This window comes from Acididesulfobacillus acetoxydans (assembly GCF_902729405.1).
Lineage (GTDB): Bacteria > Bacillota > Desulfitobacteriia > Desulfitobacteriales > Desulfitobacteriaceae > Acididesulfobacillus > Acididesulfobacillus acetoxydans.
Genome location: NZ_LR746496.1, coordinates 3,227,374 through 3,245,301, shown reverse-complemented (window position 1 = coordinate 3,245,301; position 17,928 = coordinate 3,227,374). Strand labels below are relative to the sequence as shown.

Sequence of the window (17,928 nt, the reverse complement as noted above, 5' to 3'; positions counted from 1 at the left end):
AATGGTTAAAACTACCAATAAGGAGTTGATCATTTATGCAAGATGTTAAAGACCGGTTAGCCCGTGAAGTCGCCAAGGACTGTAAGACCGTCGAAGACGTCCACAACACGCTCAAAGACCTCTTCAGACGCACCCTGCAGGAGATTCTGGAAACCGAGATGAGCGACCATCTTGGTTATGAAAAACACAGTGTTGAGGGCAACAATTCAGGCAACAGTCGCAATGGATATTCGAGAAAGACCATTCAAACACGTATGGGTGAAACAGAACTGGCGATTCCCCGGGATCGCAACGGCGAGTTTGAACCACACATCATCAAGAAGTACGAGAAAAACGCCAGTGAACTCGAACAACAGATTATCGCGATGTATGCCAAAGGCATGTCGACCCGGGATATTGAAGCCCATATGCGCGATATCTACGGCATTGATGTCTCAGCCGAGTTGGTCAGTAAAATCACGGACAAGGTCATGCCACTCGTCACAGAATGGCAATGCAGACCCCTTGAGCGTATCTATCCCATCGTCTTTCTGGACGCGATTCACTTCAAGGTTCGCAAAGATAATCGGATTGTCACCAAAGCCGCTTACTCTGTTTTGGGCCTGGATGTACAAGGCCGTAAAGATATTCTCGGAATCTGGATTGGCGAAAGTGAAAGTGCCAGCTTCTGGCTCAGTGTCTGCAACGACTTAAAGAATCGGGGCGTAGAAGACATCCTAATTGCCAGCAAAGACGGGCTGACAGGCTTCTCAGAGGCCATAAACAGCGTTTTTCCCCGAACATCGATTCAACTGTGCGTGATTCATCAGATTCGCAACTCCATGAAGTATATTTCCTTCAAAGATCGAAAGCCGGTGATGGCTGACTTAAAACAGGTTTACCAAGCGGCGACTTTGGATGAAGCCGAATTTGCTTTCGAAATGTTCAAAGAAAAATGGGGTAAGAAATTTCCATTGGTAATTCGTTCCTGGGAAAACAACTGGCTGGAGCTCACCACTTACTTTGCTTTCCCCCGAGAAATCCGCCGGCTGATTTATACAACCAATACAGTGGAAGCCTATCACCGACAACTGCGGAAAATCACGAAAACGAAAACGGCTTTTCCCACGGATGATGCCCTACGAAAAATCGTTTACCTGGCAACCATGGAAATCACGAAGAAATGGACTATGCCCGTTCAAAATTGGGCAGAATGTATCTCACAGTTTGCGATACAATATGGGGACCGGCTCAGCGGTGCCCTCTAGTCAGGGGCTTCGCCCCTGGAGTTTATCGCCTTGGTTCTGCCCGTGAGGAAATGGAGTTGGAAAGGGAAACCTCGAACAGACAGTTCCCATTTCCTCCGGCAGAAACCAGCTGGGCGCTCAGGTTGCTCTCCAGCAGAGCCCTGCCCTCCCAGATTGGCAAGAGCCAGCTATATTCTAACCCAAAAATCGTTTGAGCAAAGATTCCATTTACACAAAATAATTTACATTCCCTTTTGATTGGGCACAATTCGTTTCCAATTCAGCTATGCCATTTCGGGAATTATTGCCCTCGTGCACGACGTTCTGGTTGCGCTGGGCATTTTTTCCCTGTTTCAATGGCAGGTTGACGCGACCTTCGTGGCGGCCATTCTGACCATTTTCGGTTACTTCATCAATGACACCGTCATCACGGTACTCATTGCCCTGTTCTCCGTCTATATTCTGGGCGGCGCATCCACGAAGATCTTCGCTTTGGCCATGCTGATTGGGGTGTTCAGTGGGGCCTATTCTTCGATCTTTAACGCCAGTCAGATTTTGGTTGAGATCAAGAAGCAGTGAAGTCAAGCACCTGCCTGGAGTGCGGCAGGGGTTTGAGTGAACAGAGGTAAGGCAAAGAAAAACGGTCTCTCGTTGCAGCACTACGAGCAGACCGCTGGCATTGGCAAGATTATCCGGGCTGTGAGTCTCTATCGCATAAACGGCTTTCTTCTGTGGGCATTCTAGTGGAGAAAGAGCAGGTGGTTGGTTTGAGCATCCATGACAGTAAAGTCGTCATCATCGGAAGCGGATTTGTGGGGGCGAGTATTGCCTATGCTGCTATGATCCGGGGATTGTGTACGGAATTGATCATGGTGGATATCAACCGGAAGAAAGCGGAAGGAGAAGTTATGGACTTAAGCCATGGACTTCCTTTCGTTTCGCCGGTAGAAGTTCGGGCAGGAGGGTATGAGGAGTGTAGCGGGGCCGAAGTTATTGTGATAACGGCAGGAGCGAATCAAGCACCGGGACAGACCAGGCTGGAACTTGCCCAGAAAAACGCTGAGATTCTCCATTCGATTTTGAGCGAGATCGAAAAATACGAAAAGGATGCCATTCTTTTCATGACCGTCGCGGCCTGGATACTTCTGAATTCATTCAGGAGGGGAAAGGCCGCCCCTTTACATCTTCAACCATTGTTTTGTATAATTTAGGAAGGGGTGGAAGGGGGTGAAATAATGAATGAACCCTATGTAGTTAAAGACAGTCTCACGTTGTCTATAAAACTGAAACTTTCCGCAAACTACGAACAAAAAGCACTGCTACTCCGCACGATGGACTCCTACAGGGATGCGATGAACTATGTTAGTCGATACGCTTTTACCCAGCTTGACAAGCGCGCTAATAAGCGAAAGTTAAACGATCTGCTCTACAGAGAATTGCGTATCCGGTATAATCTTCCGTCTCAGTTGGCTCAATCGGCGATTCGCAGAGTCGCGTCCACTTACCAAGGAGAGTGGACAAAAATAAAACAAAACGCCGAGCATCGCAAACTTGGGTACACCAAGAAATACTACCACGGTTTGGAGAAAGCTCCCGAATTCAAATCGCGCACGACTGAAATAGTCTACGGCAGGGATTATTCGTTCGGCAAGAACCAAACGGCCTCGGTCAATACATTGGAAGGCCGAGTTCGCGTTGCTTATGAGGGGTGGACTCCTCACGTTGAGCGGTTGCGTTCGGGCGAGTGGAAAATTGGCACTGCCAAGCTCTGGTATGATAAAAGACGCAAGGCATTATATCTGATCGTCCCGATCACACGTGAGCAAAGCGTTGACTTAAACGATATGACTCAAGTGCAGGGTGTTGATGTCGGGATGCGCTACCTGGCGGTGGTTGGTACCGGTGAAAAGCCAATCTTTGTCAAGGGTTCGCCTATCCATCATAAGAAACGGCACTTGCAGCGGCTAAGAAAGCGGCTCCAGGAGAAAGGCACTCGTTCAGCTAAACGCCGGTTAGCGGCTTTAAGCAGGCGAGAGAGACGGTTAACCTCCGATGTGAACCACCGGCTAAGCCGCAAGATCGCCCAACCCCAGGTTCTGGTGGGAATTGAAGACTTAACTCATATACGGGTAAAGATCAATACGAAGCGTAAAGACACAGAGGAACGCCGCCAAGCGGAGCAATGGGCGTTTGCTGATCTCCATAGCAAAATACTCTATAAGTCATCGCTGTACGGAGGGTACGCTACCCGCCAGGATGCCCATTATACAAGCCAAGGATGCCCCCGTTGCGAGCATACGAGCAAGAACAACCGGCCAGGAAAGGGACTGCTCTTCACCTGCGAAGCTTGCGGTTATACGTTGCATGCTGACTTGGTAGGCGGACGTAATGTAAGGCTTAGAACGTTGGTCGCCCGGCAGGGCCGGACGATTACGGGGCGCGTTTCAACCGTCCCTGATGTGGATTCCAATGATACTGGGCCGGACCCGGTGGAGGAAAGCCGCAATCCTCTGACTTTAGTCAGGGGTAGTTGAATGTAACCAATCCTGTCGACGTGCTGACTACGCTTGCCGTCCGGCACGGTCAGTTTCCACCGCAACGGGTGATTGGGTCAGGAACCGTGCTGGATACGGCGCGTTTTCGCTACTTGCTCAGCCGGCGCTGTGGAATCAGCGCGACGAGTGTTCACGCTTATGTTGTGGGCGAGCATGGAGATTCGGAAGTGCCTCTTTTCACTTCGGCCAGTATTGCGGGAAGCCCATTAGGCTTAATGTGCAGCCATTGTGCGGGTGCCTGCACTGAGAATTGGCAGGAAGAAGTGACTGCGGAAGTGCGCAGGGCAGCTTATGAGATCATAAACCGGAAAGGGGCCACTTATTACGGCATTGGGTTAAGCAGTGCACATATTCTTCAATCTATCTTGCTGGACGAACAAAGAGTCCTGACCGTTTCGGGGCACCTAAATGATCAATATGGTGACTTGGGCACCGCGCTCAGTGTGCCTTCTGTGCTGGGTAAAGAGGGGATTAACCGTAGGCTTCAAGTCAGCATGAGCCCGTTTGAACAGGGAATGTTCCTAAAATCCGCGGCGGCATTGAAAGAAGCCGTGGAGAAAACCATGGAGAAAACAGATCATAGTTGACAAATTGGCGGAAAGAAGGTGTATGGATACCATCTGTGCTCTTAGGGATGGAATTGGGTCAAGAAGGTTAGGAGGTGTTTGGTGGGGAGCCTGCGGCTCTGACATGAGTGGATTTGTGCTTTTAGAAAAGGTGTCCGGAGAAAGGGAGCAGAAATCCAACTCATTCAACTATCAACTCTAGTCGAATTTTCTAATGGCCGGAATCATCGTAAGGTCCCTGTCCGGGATTGTAGATGGCTTGCTCATAGGCTATAATTGGCTTGTCCGACAGGAATAACGGTAGGGAGCGGAAACAGTAGAGATCGGAAAAAGAGGGAGGTGACGCAGCAAAGCTCGTGCTGAGCTTTGCCGCGTCACACCGGAGCAAGGTTCTGATTACGGGGAATGCCACGGTCGCTGCGGACGGCTGGCTGCAGGGGCCAAATCCGGCGCTCGGCGGCGACCGGAAGGTTTCCCTTTTCCCCGCTCAAGTGTTGGCTCTTCTCAGGTGCAAGGTGGCAAAGACGGATTCTTCTTTGCGGGAATCCGTCTTGCCTTGCCCTCTAAACGAGAATGGTCGTATGAACGCTTGGTGAGCGGATAGTTCACGCTCTTTTCTTTATTGTCTGCGGTGTGCCCGGAGGAGTACTCAGAGCATTGTGAAGATAAGGGGATTGATAAGTTGGAGTTTAAATACGGGGTAAATGATCGGCCCCCTTGGCCGCGTCTCCTGCTCTTTGGGTTACAATGGCTGGCAATCATCGTGCCGATGACCTTGATCGTCGGTAAAGTGGTGGCCTCCCTGCAGTTTAAGGACCCGCTGGTTCAGATAACATACCTGCAAAAACTCTTTTTTCTGGTGGGGCTTTCACTGCTGGCTCAGGTTCTCTGGGGCCATAGGCTTCCCGTCCTGATCGGACCGGCCACAGTCTTGATGGTGGGCATTGCGGCCAGTCAGGGCAGCAGTGTCAGTTCGGTTTACACAGGCATTGCAGTTGGCGGTTTGCTGCTGGCGCTGTTGAGCGCAACCGGCCTTTTCGGCCACCTGCGGCGTTTGTTCACGCCTCGGGTTGTTGCCGCCATTCTGCAGTTGATCGCCATCTCCCTGGGTCCGACGATGTTGCATTTGCTCCTGGCGGAGGATGGGAAGGGGTCACCGACAGCCAACTTGCTTTTCGGTCTGGTTTTTGTATTGATTATATTTGTCGCCGGCCGCTATTTGAGGGGTCTCTGGAAGGCGACGCTCATCGTGTGGGCGGTTATCGGGGGCAGTGTTTTCTATGCGCTGTTTTTCCCCCGGTACCATGGGTCAGCCGTCTCAGGGTTGAATCTCGTGGCCGGCTTTTTCCAGGGCTTCACTTTGCATCCCAGCTTCGATCCGGGGGTGCTGATTGCTTTCCTGATTTGTTTTTTGGCGGTAGCCGTCAATGATGTGGGATCGATTCAATCGATCAATGAGATGCTGCAGGCGACGGATATGCAGGGGCGGATTACCAGGGGAGTAACGGTGACCGGTTTGGTCAATTTCGTGTCCGGCCTCTTCGGTGTGGTGGGTTCGGTCAACTTTTCGGTGAGCGCCGGGGTGATCATTGCGACCGGAGTGGCCTCCCGCTTTACTCTGCTGCCGGCGGGTCTGGGCCTGGTGGCCTTGGCGTTCCTGCCCCGGGCGATCAGTTTCACGGGCTATATCCCCTCTGTCGTCATCGGCGGCATCTTGATTTACCTCATGACGTCCCAGATGGCGGCCGCCTTGCAAATGGCCTTTCATTCCGCGGAGGATTTTTCGTTTGAGAGCGGTTTGGTTATGGGTATGCCGGCCTTGCTCTGCGTGGTTATCTCGTTCTTGCCGGTCCAGGTGGTAAATTCTTTCCCGGCTTTGCTGAGGCCGATTATCGGCAACGGTTTTGTGGTCGGGGTGGTGGCGGCTATGATCATGGAGCATGTGATCTATCGGCCTGATTCGGGCAAAGTGGGGCCTTCGTAGCGACCGGCGGGATGCGACCATTTTTGGGATGGCAGTCTACAGACTGCATTTAGTCTTATGTATTGTCCGGCGCCTCCTTTCAGGGCGCACCTTCTTTTGTTATAGTGTTGATCAAGATGGGTTATCCCGAACTTACCGAAGAGTAGGAGATGTTCGCAATGCAACTGCCTCAGGAAGATGTGGCCTTGTTCTATAAAATTTTCTTTAAACTGATTGATTTCACCAATGAGAGATACCATTTGGTACCCGGGCTGAAAAAAGCGTCAGGCGCTTTAGATGTCGATCCCACCGAGATTATGCCGGTCCGGGATAAGCTTTGGGAAAGTGATGAGGTTATTAACCAGATAGTCGCTGATAATCCATTGGGCTTGTCTGAGCGAGAATTGTCGCTGGTTGCCAGTTGGCGCGGGAGGATCGTTGGCGATTTCTTGATTTACAAACACCTGAAAAAGTTTACAGTTTTCATGGGCAACGACAATCTTTATGGCGTAATCGGTATTGCCAGTCCTATTGAGGAGATATTTCCTGCGTTTGTCTTGCCTAAATATTCGAAAACGGTTCTTCTGCCCTTTGAAGGAAAAATTATTTATGACAGTTTGTTGTTTACCTATAGCATTACTTATGGTAGCGGCATACGTAAAAGATTTAACGAAGAATATCGGGAACTGAAAAATACAACTGGCATTATCACTTCTTTATAGGCTCTATCTGATTTCGAGATTTCGAAGTATAATCTATCTGAATGTCATTTTGGCAGGTGAAAAAGTGGACTTTTTCCATTATCCAGTGGTCAGATGCATGTTCTTTATGAATGGAGGTCAGATGAGCAAAACTATGATCTATATACATGCCGCCCCGTGCAGGCTTTGCCAGGCGAGTCCAAATTTATCGGAAAGTTAAAGCAAGACATTGCTCAGGAAGTTCGGCAAATCTTTGTAATGGTAATGGAGCAAGCACCAAGTAGACCACTGGGACGAACCACCCTTTTCGATTTTAACCCAAGAAACCACAGTGCCGAATTTGGATATTACATACCAGCCCAACTGCGGGGCAAGGGGATAGGTCAGAATATGAGGGGATTGTTATTGGAGAGAGTATTTGGGCAAGAGAATCACCTAAACAAGATTTATGCTACCACGGCTTCGAACAACGAGCCTTCAACCAGGCTGTTGGAGAGGAATGGATTTACGCTTGATGGCCGGCTTCGTGAACATTTTTGGATTAGAGGGAGAAGATACGATCAATTGCATTATTCGATGCTCCGGAGTGATTGGGAGTCAATGTCATCACAAGAGCCAACGAGATAGCCACTCTATGTCATGTGACCTAGTAACTCTGTCGTGAGGCATTGCGTACCAGCTGAAATTCCGACGTAGCATAGAGGGGAATTAGTTTGTTTAGCTTGCTAGGTGATGAGCCCGATTCCTCGCCTCCGTTGACGCGGGAGTGAGCGTAGGCTTGAAAGAGCGAGTGACTGTTTTTCCCTGAAACGTTGGGGGCGTGAGCAGGAAATTGGCATGGGGGTGCGGTCACTGGAGGTGGCCCTTCCACCCGGAACTGGTGGCGAAATTGCGGCGGGCGTGGGGTGGGGTTCTTTGTTACACATTAAGCTAATTAAAAGAGTGAGGGAATGGGTACTATGCTAAAGGTGAATTTTTATGAGCTAAATACAGTAGATGATAGCCAACTTCTATTCGCGGTTATCATGGCGAGATATGAAGGAAAATGGATATTTGTAAGGCATAAAAATAGAAGTACGTGGGAAATCCCAGGTGGACATAGGGAAGAAAATGAAAATATAAATATTACTGCGTCAAGAGAATTAATTGAAGAAACTGGAGCCGAGGACTTCAGTATTGTCCCAGTATCGTTTTATTCAGTTAACACAGGAGAAGCAGTGACCTTTGGAAAGTTGTTCTATGCTGATGTAAAATCCCTTGGAGAATTACCGGATTATGAAATAACTGAAATTAGGCTATTTGATAACATACCTGAAAGTTTAACATACCCTTTAATTCAGCCATATCTATTTAAGAAAATTGAGGGATTCTGCGAATCGAATAGAAGCTAAGCTAATTCTTATTCTCCCGTAACCCAATACCGGCCGTATTCCGGCTTATACTAAATCACCCGCTGGTTGGGCCTTGCTAAGTTCAAGAAGCCGCCCCGATAAATCCCACTCGGCAGTCAAGTACCGAAGACACCGGTGCGGGGGATTTGCAGTGGGAGTGGAGTCGCCGGAGGTGGCCGTTCTACCCGGAGAGCGGTGGAGTGGTGGGTTAAAGAAACTCGCTCTTTGGTGTGATTGAGAGAGGGGGATAAGCATGCAACAGAGGAAAGTCGGGATATTACTTTTCAACGAGGTTGAGGTGTTGGATTTCGCTGGGCCTTTTGAAGTATTTTCTTTAACAACTTACCCTGGGACTGATATCAAACCCTTTGAAGTGAGAACAATTGCCCAAACAAAGGAAATTATTAATACAAGAAATGGACTTCAGATTATGCCTTATTTTAGTTTTGCGGATAATCCCAGCTTCGACATGTCGAACGTGAGGATATAGTAAATACCTGCAATGATTTTGCAAAAGGATTCGAAGACGAGTTTGGAAGTTTGAATTGCAGAGAGCTAAGACCTGAAGGGTTTAAGCCAGAAAATCCACCACATTTATGTGAAGAGATAACAAAGAAGGCTATTATGTTCACGCTAAAATATCTAAATAGATTGCCCTGAAAAACTAAGCAAACTCTGTGCAAAAATCCCTCGAAACAAAAAGGAATTCACTAGGATTTTGTGGAAATTTAGAAGTGACCAAACAACGAAACTCCACAACCACCCTTTAGAGAATTCCTCGTTCCTGTGGTTCTCCAAAGGGACATGAAAATCCTTTTTTGGGGGGCAAAAAATGTTACGACTTCGCAACGAACAGCTTACAATTTGGGACTCCATTTTGCCGAAGGAAGTGCTGGAACTAAGCCCAGAACTCAAGACGGTTGATCGTCTCTTGGATGATGAGCGATTTATGGAGCCCTTTCTCTCTCACTGGAATATTCGTATTGGCCGACCAACTGTTCCGGTGGAAACTTATCTCCGTCTAATGTTTCTCAAATTCTGTTATGGATTTGGCTATGAAACACTTGTTAGCGAAGTCAGTGACAGTATCAAATGGCGGCGGTTCTGCCGCGTTGATCTCGATGCCTTAGTGCCGCACAGTACGACATTGATCAAGCTGAGCCAGAAATACGGGGACGAAATCATTGAGGATCTGAACAAAAAACTTGTTACTAAGGCGAGTCAGGAACAGATGACACGGAACCGGCGGCTGCGTACGGACACTACAGTAACCGAATCCAATGTTCACTACCCAACGGATGCCCATCTGCTGGCGGATGCAGTAAAAACCATAACCCGACAGGCGAACCGCCTTTGCGATCAAGTGAGTGGCACAGTTCCTAAGATGAGGAATCGTTTTCGTTCAACGAAAAAACGGATACTGGAAATCGGCAAGACCTTGAAACGGCGAAGCCATGAGGCGGTACAGGAGGTTCGCAACATCACGGATAAGCTTGTGGATAAAGCGATTGAGACGATTTCCGATGCCCATCGGATAATGGATAAAGTTGAAGAGACTTGGGGCGAGCAAATAAGCCCAGCTCTAAAAAATACGATCGAGAAATTGGACAAGCTCATTCATACCACGGACAAGATTGTCAATCAAACGCTTCAGGTGAACAGCGGAAAAACACACATCCCGCAACGGGTAATTAGCCTCTATGATCCTGACGCGAGGCCTATCCAGAAGGGCAAGTTGAAGAGCCCGACGGAATTTGGCTATAAGACCGAAATCACAGAGAATGAAGACCGTCTGGTTACGGATTACAAAATCCATATAGGCAACCCCAGCGATGAAAGTTTGCTCTTGGGCACCGTGAGACGCCACATCGAAAACACTGGGCGGATCCCTTACGCTGTTGCCACTGACCGTGGTTACAGCAGTGGTAAGAATGAAGCAGCTTTAACCGAACTGGGGATAAAACGAATATCCATCCCAAAGAAGGGCAAGAAAACTCAGAAGCGACAAACCCATGAAAGGCAAAGATGGTTTCGACGTCTGCAAGCATGGCGTGCTGGTGGAGAAGGAACCATTAGCATCTTGAAACGTAAATATGGCCTGGGGAGGAGTCTGCTCAGAGGACACCGCGGAGTTAGCATCTGGGTGGGATTTGGCATACTGACCTACAATTTAAGAAGATTGGCCGCCATGAATTAGGAAATGGCAAGGAATACCCCTCTACAATGCCGGGGATTCATACTGATGTATTCCGATCCCAGGGGGTCGGTCAAGGGACGGTTTGCAAACCTACTTTTTCAGGGCAATCTAACTATTGATGGTGAGGGGTGAAACTCCCCTGGTTGACTCGGCTCGTGGTGGATAAACATATACTGGCGAAGCCCGCTGGGGTAAGGGCCAGGGAAACAGCGCGTAGGGGATATATGCAGGCGGAGTGGCATTGCTGGGGTGACTCATTGGGAGCTAACTCTCGTGAGAAGGGCTCTCGCGTAAAAGAGAAGTAGGCGTTATTCATCTTCTTTTACCCCCAGAGCTTTGGCAAAAGAAAGGCCACAACGCGCTTTCAGTTCCTCTTTGTGTTCCTGTACAATGGCCTGCATCGCGTTGGCGAGGGCCACTTGCCTCTCGGTCTGGCGCTCCGTGACCCGCTTTTCCGTAAAATTCTGCATCCGGTAGGGGTGGGCTTCACCCCAGAAGATTCCTTCGTGGTAGACGAGAATACGCCTTAAGTCGTAGGGGTTGAAACGAAGCTCGACGGTCTTGCCGAGCAGAGCTTCATCCACTTCATACAGGTTATTGTAAATCTGTACGGCCCCCAGAGAATTGACTTTACGCTTTTCCCGCCACAAAAAAGCTTCCTGCAGTGTGGCCGGATCCACGGGCCGGGACCTATCCAGGTACTTGGCCTTTGCCGCAACTAAAGCCTCTCGGGGGCTCATCTTCAACGTAGAATGCCGACGGTCGTGGTAGCGTCTCTCTATCCAAGCGGTGAGGAAAGTGTTCACCTCGGCTAGGGTCGTTACTTTGCCGGATTCAATTTGTTCTTTAAGTAGGGGCTCGAATTTTTCAGCAACGGTCCTAAACCAGCGTTCAATGCGCCCGCGTCCTTGCGGCTGCCTAACCCGGGTGTGTTTTACGCAAAAACCCAGTTCCGCCGCGATGCGCTTCAAGTGTTGGGAACGGAAAATCTTGGCATTATCGACATAAAAGATCTGGGGAATCTGAAACTTGATAACCGCTTTCAGGAGTGCATCCTCCAGACAAGGGCCTCTAGGGACACCGACGACAGACAGACTGACATTCTGATCATCTTCTCCGTCAGTTCTCGGCATCTTATGGCGTAACCTTCAGATACAGGAAGTGGCAACTTCATCCAACTGAAATCGCCGACTTTGGCAGTTGTTCGCTAACCGCCAAATACAGTGCGTCACCACACTATAACAAGCCAAAGCTTTGTTGATTTTGTCATATTGATTCTCATTCCCCTTCCGACTCTGGGCAAATTTCTGTGTCTCTTCCTTACCGTTGTATACCTTTTCCCCTTTTCGACGCGGTCACTACTATCGAGAGTTCTATCAACCCATAGCGTGCCTTTTTGTACAGCACTGCGCTGTTTATTATTTCGATACTTACTTCGTCGCTGTATGGGCGAGAATCTTCATTGCTCGATCGGTAAGGCCTCGTTGCTCGGTGACTGCAAGCTGAAGGTCCAGTGGAGCAACGGCAATCTCGTGTTCATGCCAGCGAACACTTTCAATTCGTCGAGCAGCAACGAGTCCTTGACGAAGCGCGGAAAGCGTCTTCTCGACGCAATAGTGTGAGAAGGACGCTTTTTATTGGCAGAATAGGGCTAAAGATGGTAAAATAGGGACGAGTACAGCGAAATAGGTGCAGGGTGGGCGGCTTTTCCCCTGGATGGTGCCCCTCATCTTCCAAGGTAACTTGAGAGGACAGGGCGTGCTGGCGATGAGCGTATATCATGCGCTAATGTTTGCAATTTCCTTTGCGACATTAGTGCTGTTCATACTCAAAGTCGCGAAGGACTTAATGGAAAAGCGAAAGTAGCCCATCCAGCTTGACAATGGAGGCTACTTTCGCTTCCCGAGTCCACCTATAGGCCGCCTAAACTGCGGCTCGTTGTACTGGGAGCGCGGGATATGCTAGTATCTCGCGTTCTCTTTGCCCATATTATACCGCAAAGTCAAGCCGTTATGCAACAGCAGGTAAGGAACGTAAAACAAACGCTCGTTCAATTTTTCTTTGCGTTTGAGCCGCAGCGGAACGCTCGTTCAATGCTCAGTTAAGGTGGTATTTCGAAATAATCTTGAACGAGCCCCGGGTGTGTACCTCGCTTCTTCGACATGGGCTTACAAAATCCTGTTTGCTTCCGGCTTGTCCGGGTTAGGTCGTAATATTTTCTGCGCCGGGAGGAAATACCTTAAGAGATGTAGAATGCTAATAGGTGAGCATGAGATCCAGCGGTCCTTGTGAGGTTTGCCGGTCGAATGCTGACAAATTTCTCAGTGGAAAACCATGGAGAAGCGCTATTGGTATTAATTTGGGCAATAATATAGTCGGATATTAATATAAGGGGGCTGACATGTGGAAAATGACAAGAAAATCGCAGTTTTAATTGACGCGGATAACGTATCGGACAAATATATAAAGCATATATTTGATGAAATTGCGAACCATGGGGTACCTACCTATAAACGAATCTATGGAGATTGGACCAAGCCGCAAATGGTATCATGGAAAGCGGTGCTGCTTAATTACTCTATTACCCCAATTCAGCAATATAGTTATACAACAGGTAAAAACGCGACAGACGCGGCCTTAATAATTGACGCAATGGATATCCTCTATTCGAATAACGTGGATGGTTTTTGCATTGTTTCGAGTGACAGTGATTTCACAAAGCTGGCTGCCCGCTTAAGAGAGGCCGGAATGTATGTGATTGGCATGGGCGAAAAGAAAACGCCCGCGCCTTTCATAGCGGCTTGTGAAAAGTTCAAATACCTTGAAGTTTTAGGGGTAATCCCAACCAATGCCGGGAAATTGCATGTCAGTGAGAGGCCGGAAAAGCAGGATGTACCCAAAGAAGGTATGGCAAATATGGAAGAACTGATAGAATCGATAAAAGTTATCGTAACGGAGAGTTCAGACGAAGATGGCTGGGCTTTTTTGGGTGAAGTCGGAAAAAGGCTCAACAAACGTTATCCGGATTTTGATACCAGGAACTATGGGCACTCAAAGCTCACTCCCCTTATATCGTCCCTCAAACAGTTCGAAATCCAGTCACGGAAAACGAGTAATCCACACATAACCCATTATTTTATCAAAAATAAAGTAAGTGCTCAGTGACCAAGAGGCTTAGCCGCATGCTCCTGGAGTTAGCCGGCTTTAGCCAGGGGGAGATTCAGTCCTCTGGTGTTGTGACTGAACGACGGTGTCGCTTTTCAACGACGGTTTATGAAACGGCGCTTGCCAAACGGGAAGGGCCGCTTCCGAGACGGTTTGTGTGTCGCAATTAAGGACAGTATGGCTAATTTCCGGCTTGTACCGGGTACGGGCGGAAAAGAGGAGGTGCACGGCTGGCCCCTTGCAGATAGGCATTTTGCCAAACCCATAGACAGGTTAGGCAGAAAATTCATGCGGTTGGCACGATTCTTGCTACTACTTTGATTTAATGAGAAGTGTCTGAGGTCGACGGCGCGGAACCGGGATCACTAAGTGTGCTCGTCGGTGTGCCTAACTTCGCCGGCGCTCGTTAGTGAACCCGGCCTCGCTTCCCTGCAAGTCACTTCAGGCTTCGCCAATGAAGAGGATAAAAAGGAGTGGAAGAAAATGAGTGTATCTCTCTATCAGCTGCCAACCTATGATTTGAAAATGGACAACAACAAATGGCTGGTCACGATCGGTATTTCCAGAGCCCACGTTCACCTAAGTCAGCAGCACGTAGAAGAGCTTTTTGGCCAAGGCTATCACTTGAAGGTTTTGCGGGAGTTGGGTCAGGCCGGCCAATTTGCTTGCAAGGAGACTGTTACCGTCGTCGGCCCCAAAGGGGTGTTGCAAAAGGTTAGGATTATAGGACCGGCTCGGGCCCAAACTCAAGTGGAATTATCGCGGACCGACACTTTTACGGTGGGTATTGACGCCCCTTACCGGAATTCCGGTGACTTGCAGGGAACCCCGGGGTGCGTGTTGGTGGGCCCGGAAGGGATGCTCATTCTGGAAGAAGGTTGCATGATTGCCAAGGCCCATATCCATCTGTTGGCTCAGGAGGCGAAGAGTCTGGGGCTGGCAGACCGGGACCAGGTGGACATCCTGATCAAAGGAGAAAAAACGGTTTCCTACAACGATGTCCTCGTGCGCTTGGTTAGTGCCGGCATGACAGAATTTCATATCGATACGGACGAGGCGAATGCGGCGGGCGTCGATACGGGTGACCTGGCTCTGATTAAGCACAAGGAGATCGTGATCAGGGACGGGCTTGGCAACGTCAGAGAGGTGGACGCGGATAATATCCGGTTTGTTCAGAGCAAAAGCCCTCAGGACCGTTATTTTCAAGAAGGCATGCGGGTCCTGCGCACTGTCTTTGAATACTCCGCCTCCGAGCAACAGGAAATGACTCAAAAGGTTTTAGATAATGGCAAGATGGTTCCCAACCAATATTATATCTTTATGGCGATGGAAAAGGATACAGTGATCGGGGTAGCCTGTTTTTACTGGATGCACAGAGCCTGCCTGGCCTATTTGGAGCATATCTGCATCCTGCCGGAATACCGCAACCGGGGGATTGGCAGTTTCTTCTACCACAAAATCGTCTCTTTCTTGGAGAAGAACCATCCGGAAATCGAGGGAATGCTGCTGGAAGTGAGCCAAACCCGGGAGGGGTTGGATGCACGCAAACATTTCTTCCTTAACCTAGGCGCTATCCCTGTGGATACCAATTTCTACCCGTCGGACAGACTGAAATTGGGTCAGGAACTCATGCTCATGTTTAAACCCGAGATGGTGGATGCCAGGCTCAACACCGTGATCATGGAAAAAGTGCTGCAGACGTTGGTGCAAATATTGTAGAGTCCGGAAATTTGCTGCCAGGGAGCGGAACGGAGGGGGGAGTCTCTTTGGGTGATTCGGTGTGGCAGGGTGAATTGACCGAGATCTTTCGTAAGGTGTTGGAGTCTGTTCACAATGGCGTCATCGTGATCGACGTGGAGGGCGGAATCGTTTTTTTGAATCCGGCCGCCGAGCGGATCTTCAATTGCCGGGCGGAAGAATTTCTGGGTCAGCATATTTTCCGCCTGGTGCCCGACTCCGCCTTATTCACCGTTGCTCAAAGCGGTGTCCCCCTTTTGTCGGACAAAGAAACACTGGGTGACAAGATTTTGATCAGTAACCGGACGCCAATCGTTTGGCGCAACCAAGTGATTGGTGCGGTGTCTGTATTCCAGGATGTCACGGATTTGGAAAGTGTCAGCGAGGAACTGCATACCACGCAAAAACTGAAAGCCACTCTGGAAGCGGTCGTCGAGAATCCCCATGAGGGGTTGGTTGTGGTCGATGAGCATTGCCATGTGGTCATGATGAACCAGTTTTATCTCGATGTGGTGGGGTGCAGTTTGGAAGAAGTCATTGGGAGACACATCCTTGAGATCACGCCCCATTCGCAGCTGCCGGAAACGGTGCAGACGGGTAATCCGCAATTTGCGGAACTCTGGAAGGTGGGGGAGCGGGAATTCATCATGATGCGCGTGCCGATTAAGAAGGACGGCAAAATTATCGGCGCGATTGGTAAGACCCTTTTTAAAGATATGGCCATTGCCCGCGTCTTTGCCAAGAAAATGATCCAACTGGAAAATGACCTCGAATATTATAAGGAAGAACTCAGAAAAGTCCACGTCTCGGATTACACCTTCGCTGATATTATCGGTACCAGTGCGGCTCTGATGGAAGCTAAGAATTTGGCGGTTCGCGCGGCCCCATCCTCATCCACCGTCTTGATTATGGGGGAAAGCGGTACGGGCAAGGAAATATTTGCCAGCGCTATTCATAATTCCGGTCCGCGCCGCAAAGGTCCGTTTATCAAAATTAACTGTGCTGCCGTTCCGGAACAGCTGCTGGAGAGCGAGCTCTTCGGGTACAGTGACGGTGCTTTCACCGGAGCGCGAAAAGGGGGCAAACCGGGAAAATTTGAACTGGCGAATAAAGGGACGATCCTCCTCGATGAAGCCTCCGATATGAGCCTGGCTATGCAGGCCAAACTGTTGAGGGTCATACAAGACAAAGAAGTCGAACGGGTAGGCGGGACACAGCCTGTTCCTGTCGACGTGCGCATTATCGCCGCTTCTAACCGGGATCTGCAGCAGCTGGTCAAGGAAAAGAAGTTTAGGTCCGACCTGTTTTACCGGCTGAACGTCATCTCCCTGGAACTGCCGCCTCTGAGAGAACGGTCCGATGATGTTGAACTCTTGGCCAACCACTTGATCGCCAAATTGAACAGGGAATTGGGGACGGGGATTAGGGGTATTTCCCCCGAGGCCATGGGGGTTTTGAAAGCGTATCACTGGCCGGGCAATGTCCGAGAGTTGGGCAACGTCCTGGAGAGGATGCTCAATTTATGTACGGACGACTATATTGATGTGAGGGATCTCCCAGCCCAATTGCTGCGGGGGGCGGGGCTGACCAAGCGTGAGGAGTGTTCGAATACCTTAAAAGAATGCCTGTATGAGGCGGAAAAGAAGATGATTCTCAATGCCCTTTACGCTGCTAAGGGCAACAAGATGCAAGCGGCCAGGGCCTTGGGTATTCACCGCTCGGTCTTGTACCGGAAACTTGCCCAATACAATCTTCCCGAGTTTGACTAGTCGCGCCTAAGCGCCGGAATCGTTTGGCACCCGATCCCAGCTTCACAAAGGCCTGCGCTAATGGTTAGTTTGGCTCAGCCTGAAGCAGCCGGAGCCGAGGGCAAAGATGAATTCCGGCCGAAAGCAGTGCCAGGTCCAAATTAAGTCTTTGCATTAGTTGCGGAGAGCTTCAAGGGAGGGACTTATGTGGCCAGGAGAATCGGTATCCTGGGTTGTTCGAACGTGACCCAGGAATATGATTGTGCGTTTGGTTTATGTATGCGCGATTTGCGCAAACGCCAGGGAGAATTCAGCCGTTATCCGAAGGATGAAAAATTGGAGTTGATTGGCATCGTAAATTGCGCCGGTTGTCCGACGGTGCGGGCACCGGAGAAAATACTCCACAAGGTCAGAGCCTTGGCGGAGATGAATGTCGACGCCATTCATCTTACCTTCTGCATGGTATCGCTTTGTCCTTTTGTCAAGATGTACGTGGACGTGATTGAGGAAGCCTACCCCATGGTCAGCGTGGTGTACGGGACCCATGATCCCAGGGTTTCTTCCGAGCGCTTTCAGGAAGAAGTCAAAGGGCTTTTCTGTGCTCCCCGCCTGACTATGACCGACGTGATCTTTTCCCGCCCCGGAGGCAAGAGGAGTGTTCAGCGGTGACGAGGCCGTA

At 49.6% G+C, this 17,928-nt stretch carries 16 protein-coding genes and 1 pseudogene; 16 read left to right on the top strand and 1 reads right to left on the bottom strand.

Translation table 11 applies throughout. The features are described from left to right. Positions 1 to 35: 35 nt before the first annotated feature. The 12 genes and pseudogenes from MNU25_RS14430 to MNU25_RS14385 all read left to right on the top strand — a co-directional run bounded on the left by MNU25_RS14430 (position 36) and on the right by MNU25_RS14385 (position 10,599). Positions 36 to 1,247 (top strand): IS256 family transposase, encoded by a 1,212-nt coding sequence (locus MNU25_RS14430; protein WP_240984235.1) that lies wholly within the window; start codon positions 36 to 38, stop codon positions 1,245 to 1,247. A 243-nt stretch (positions 1,248 to 1,490) separates the two neighbouring features. Then, positions 1,491 to 1,805, top strand: a pseudogene (locus MNU25_RS14425) (protein translocase subunit SecF); the annotation flags it as partial. 179 nt (positions 1,806 to 1,984) lie between these two features. Further along, positions 1,985 to 2,437: a lactate/malate family dehydrogenase gene (locus tag MNU25_RS14420; RefSeq protein ID WP_240985703.1), complete on the top strand. Its 453-nt coding sequence runs from the start codon at positions 1,985 to 1,987 to the stop codon at positions 2,435 to 2,437. A gap of 24 nt (positions 2,438 to 2,461) precedes the next feature. Continuing rightward, positions 2,462 to 3,760, top strand: coding sequence for an RNA-guided endonuclease InsQ/TnpB family protein (locus tag MNU25_RS14415; RefSeq protein WP_240985702.1), 1,299 nt, complete (start codon positions 2,462 to 2,464; stop codon positions 3,758 to 3,760). Continuing rightward, entirely contained in the window at positions 3,757 to 4,368 is a 612-nt protein-coding gene (locus MNU25_RS14410; RefSeq protein WP_240985701.1) for a Rossmann-fold NAD(P)-binding domain-containing protein, read from the top strand. Before MNU25_RS14415 ends, MNU25_RS14410 begins: the two co-directional genes overlap by 4 nt. A gap of 661 nt (positions 4,369 to 5,029) precedes the next feature. Further along, complete coding sequence (locus MNU25_RS14405; RefSeq protein WP_240985700.1) at positions 5,030 to 6,331, top strand: uracil-xanthine permease family protein; 1,302 nt, start codon at positions 5,030 to 5,032, stop codon at positions 6,329 to 6,331. A 158-nt stretch (positions 6,332 to 6,489) separates the two neighbouring features. Further along, positions 6,490 to 7,032: a hypothetical protein gene (locus tag MNU25_RS14400; protein WP_240985699.1), complete on the top strand. Its 543-nt coding sequence runs from the start codon at positions 6,490 to 6,492 to the stop codon at positions 7,030 to 7,032. 93 nt (positions 7,033 to 7,125) lie between these two features. After that, complete coding sequence (locus MNU25_RS20580) at positions 7,126 to 7,638, top strand: GNAT family N-acetyltransferase (RefSeq protein WP_372503660.1); 513 nt, start codon at positions 7,126 to 7,128, stop codon at positions 7,636 to 7,638. Positions 7,639 to 7,970: 332 nt separating this feature from the next. After that, positions 7,971 to 8,402, top strand: a complete 432-nt coding sequence (locus tag MNU25_RS14395; protein WP_240985698.1) for an NUDIX hydrolase — start codon at positions 7,971 to 7,973, stop codon at positions 8,400 to 8,402. 253 nt (positions 8,403 to 8,655) lie between these two features. Next, positions 8,656 to 8,892 (top strand): type 1 glutamine amidotransferase family protein, encoded by a 237-nt coding sequence (locus MNU25_RS14390; protein ID WP_240985697.1) that lies wholly within the window; start codon positions 8,656 to 8,658, stop codon positions 8,890 to 8,892. Further along, a complete protein-coding gene (locus MNU25_RS20340; protein ID WP_338077751.1) occupies positions 8,889 to 9,062 on the top strand; it encodes a C-GCAxxG-C-C family protein in 174 nt (57 codons plus the stop codon). Before MNU25_RS14390 ends, MNU25_RS20340 begins: the two co-directional genes overlap by 4 nt. A gap of 172 nt (positions 9,063 to 9,234) precedes the next feature. After that, complete coding sequence (locus tag MNU25_RS14385; protein WP_240983734.1) at positions 9,235 to 10,599, top strand: ISNCY family transposase; 1,365 nt, start codon at positions 9,235 to 9,237, stop codon at positions 10,597 to 10,599. 308 nt (positions 10,600 to 10,907) lie between these two features. Here the strand turns inward: MNU25_RS14385 and MNU25_RS14380 are convergent, their stop codons facing one another. Further along, complete coding sequence (locus tag MNU25_RS14380) at positions 10,908 to 11,732, bottom strand: Mu transposase C-terminal domain-containing protein (RefSeq protein WP_240985696.1); 825 nt, start codon at positions 11,730 to 11,732, stop codon at positions 10,908 to 10,910. Between the two features lie 1,270 nt (positions 11,733 to 13,002). Here MNU25_RS14380 and MNU25_RS14375 point away from each other — a divergent pair. From MNU25_RS14375 to MNU25_RS14360, 4 genes are all read left to right on the top strand, one after another. Continuing rightward, positions 13,003 to 13,764 carry an NYN domain-containing protein gene (locus tag MNU25_RS14375; protein WP_240985695.1) on the top strand — a complete coding sequence of 254 codons (762 nt, stop codon included), beginning with the start codon at positions 13,003 to 13,005 and terminating at the stop codon, positions 13,762 to 13,764. 483 nt (positions 13,765 to 14,247) lie between these two features. After that, positions 14,248 to 15,483 carry a phosphate propanoyltransferase gene (gene pduL, locus MNU25_RS14370; RefSeq protein WP_240985694.1) on the top strand — a complete coding sequence of 412 codons (1,236 nt, stop codon included), beginning with the start codon at positions 14,248 to 14,250 and terminating at the stop codon, positions 15,481 to 15,483. Positions 15,484 to 15,530: 47 nt separating this feature from the next. Beyond that, positions 15,531 to 17,270, top strand: coding sequence for a sigma-54 interaction domain-containing protein (locus MNU25_RS14365; protein WP_240985693.1), 1,740 nt, complete (start codon positions 15,531 to 15,533; stop codon positions 17,268 to 17,270). A gap of 186 nt (positions 17,271 to 17,456) precedes the next feature. Beyond that, positions 17,457 to 17,918 (top strand): CGGC domain-containing protein, encoded by a 462-nt coding sequence (locus MNU25_RS14360; protein ID WP_240985692.1) that lies wholly within the window; start codon positions 17,457 to 17,459, stop codon positions 17,916 to 17,918. Positions 17,919 to 17,928 lie beyond the last annotated feature (10 nt).

What these genes read in the sequence shown, in the direction of transcription:
- pduL (WP_240985694.1), top strand. Translation starts at nt 14,248, where the DNA reads ATGAGTGTATCTCTCTATCAGCTGCCAACCTATGATTTGAAAATGGAC.
- MNU25_RS20580 (WP_372503660.1), top strand. Translation starts at nt 7,126, where the DNA reads ATGCATGTTCTTTATGAATGGAGGTCAGATGAGCAAAACTATGATCTA.
- MNU25_RS14430 (WP_240984235.1), top strand. Translation starts at nt 36, where the DNA reads ATGCAAGATGTTAAAGACCGGTTAGCCCGTGAAGTCGCCAAGGACTGT.
- MNU25_RS14395 (WP_240985698.1), top strand. Translation starts at nt 7,971, where the DNA reads ATGCTAAAGGTGAATTTTTATGAGCTAAATACAGTAGATGATAGCCAA.
- MNU25_RS14380 (WP_240985696.1), bottom strand. Translation starts at nt 11,732, where the DNA reads ATGCCGAGAACTGACGGAGAAGATGATCAGAATGTCAGTCTGTCTGTC.
- MNU25_RS14400 (WP_240985699.1), top strand. Translation starts at nt 6,490, where the DNA reads ATGCAACTGCCTCAGGAAGATGTGGCCTTGTTCTATAAAATTTTCTTT.
- MNU25_RS14385 (WP_240983734.1), top strand. Translation starts at nt 9,235, where the DNA reads ATGTTACGACTTCGCAACGAACAGCTTACAATTTGGGACTCCATTTTG.
- MNU25_RS14390 (WP_240985697.1), top strand. Translation starts at nt 8,656, where the DNA reads ATGCAACAGAGGAAAGTCGGGATATTACTTTTCAACGAGGTTGAGGTG.
- MNU25_RS14415 (WP_240985702.1), top strand. Translation starts at nt 2,462, where the DNA reads ATGAATGAACCCTATGTAGTTAAAGACAGTCTCACGTTGTCTATAAAA.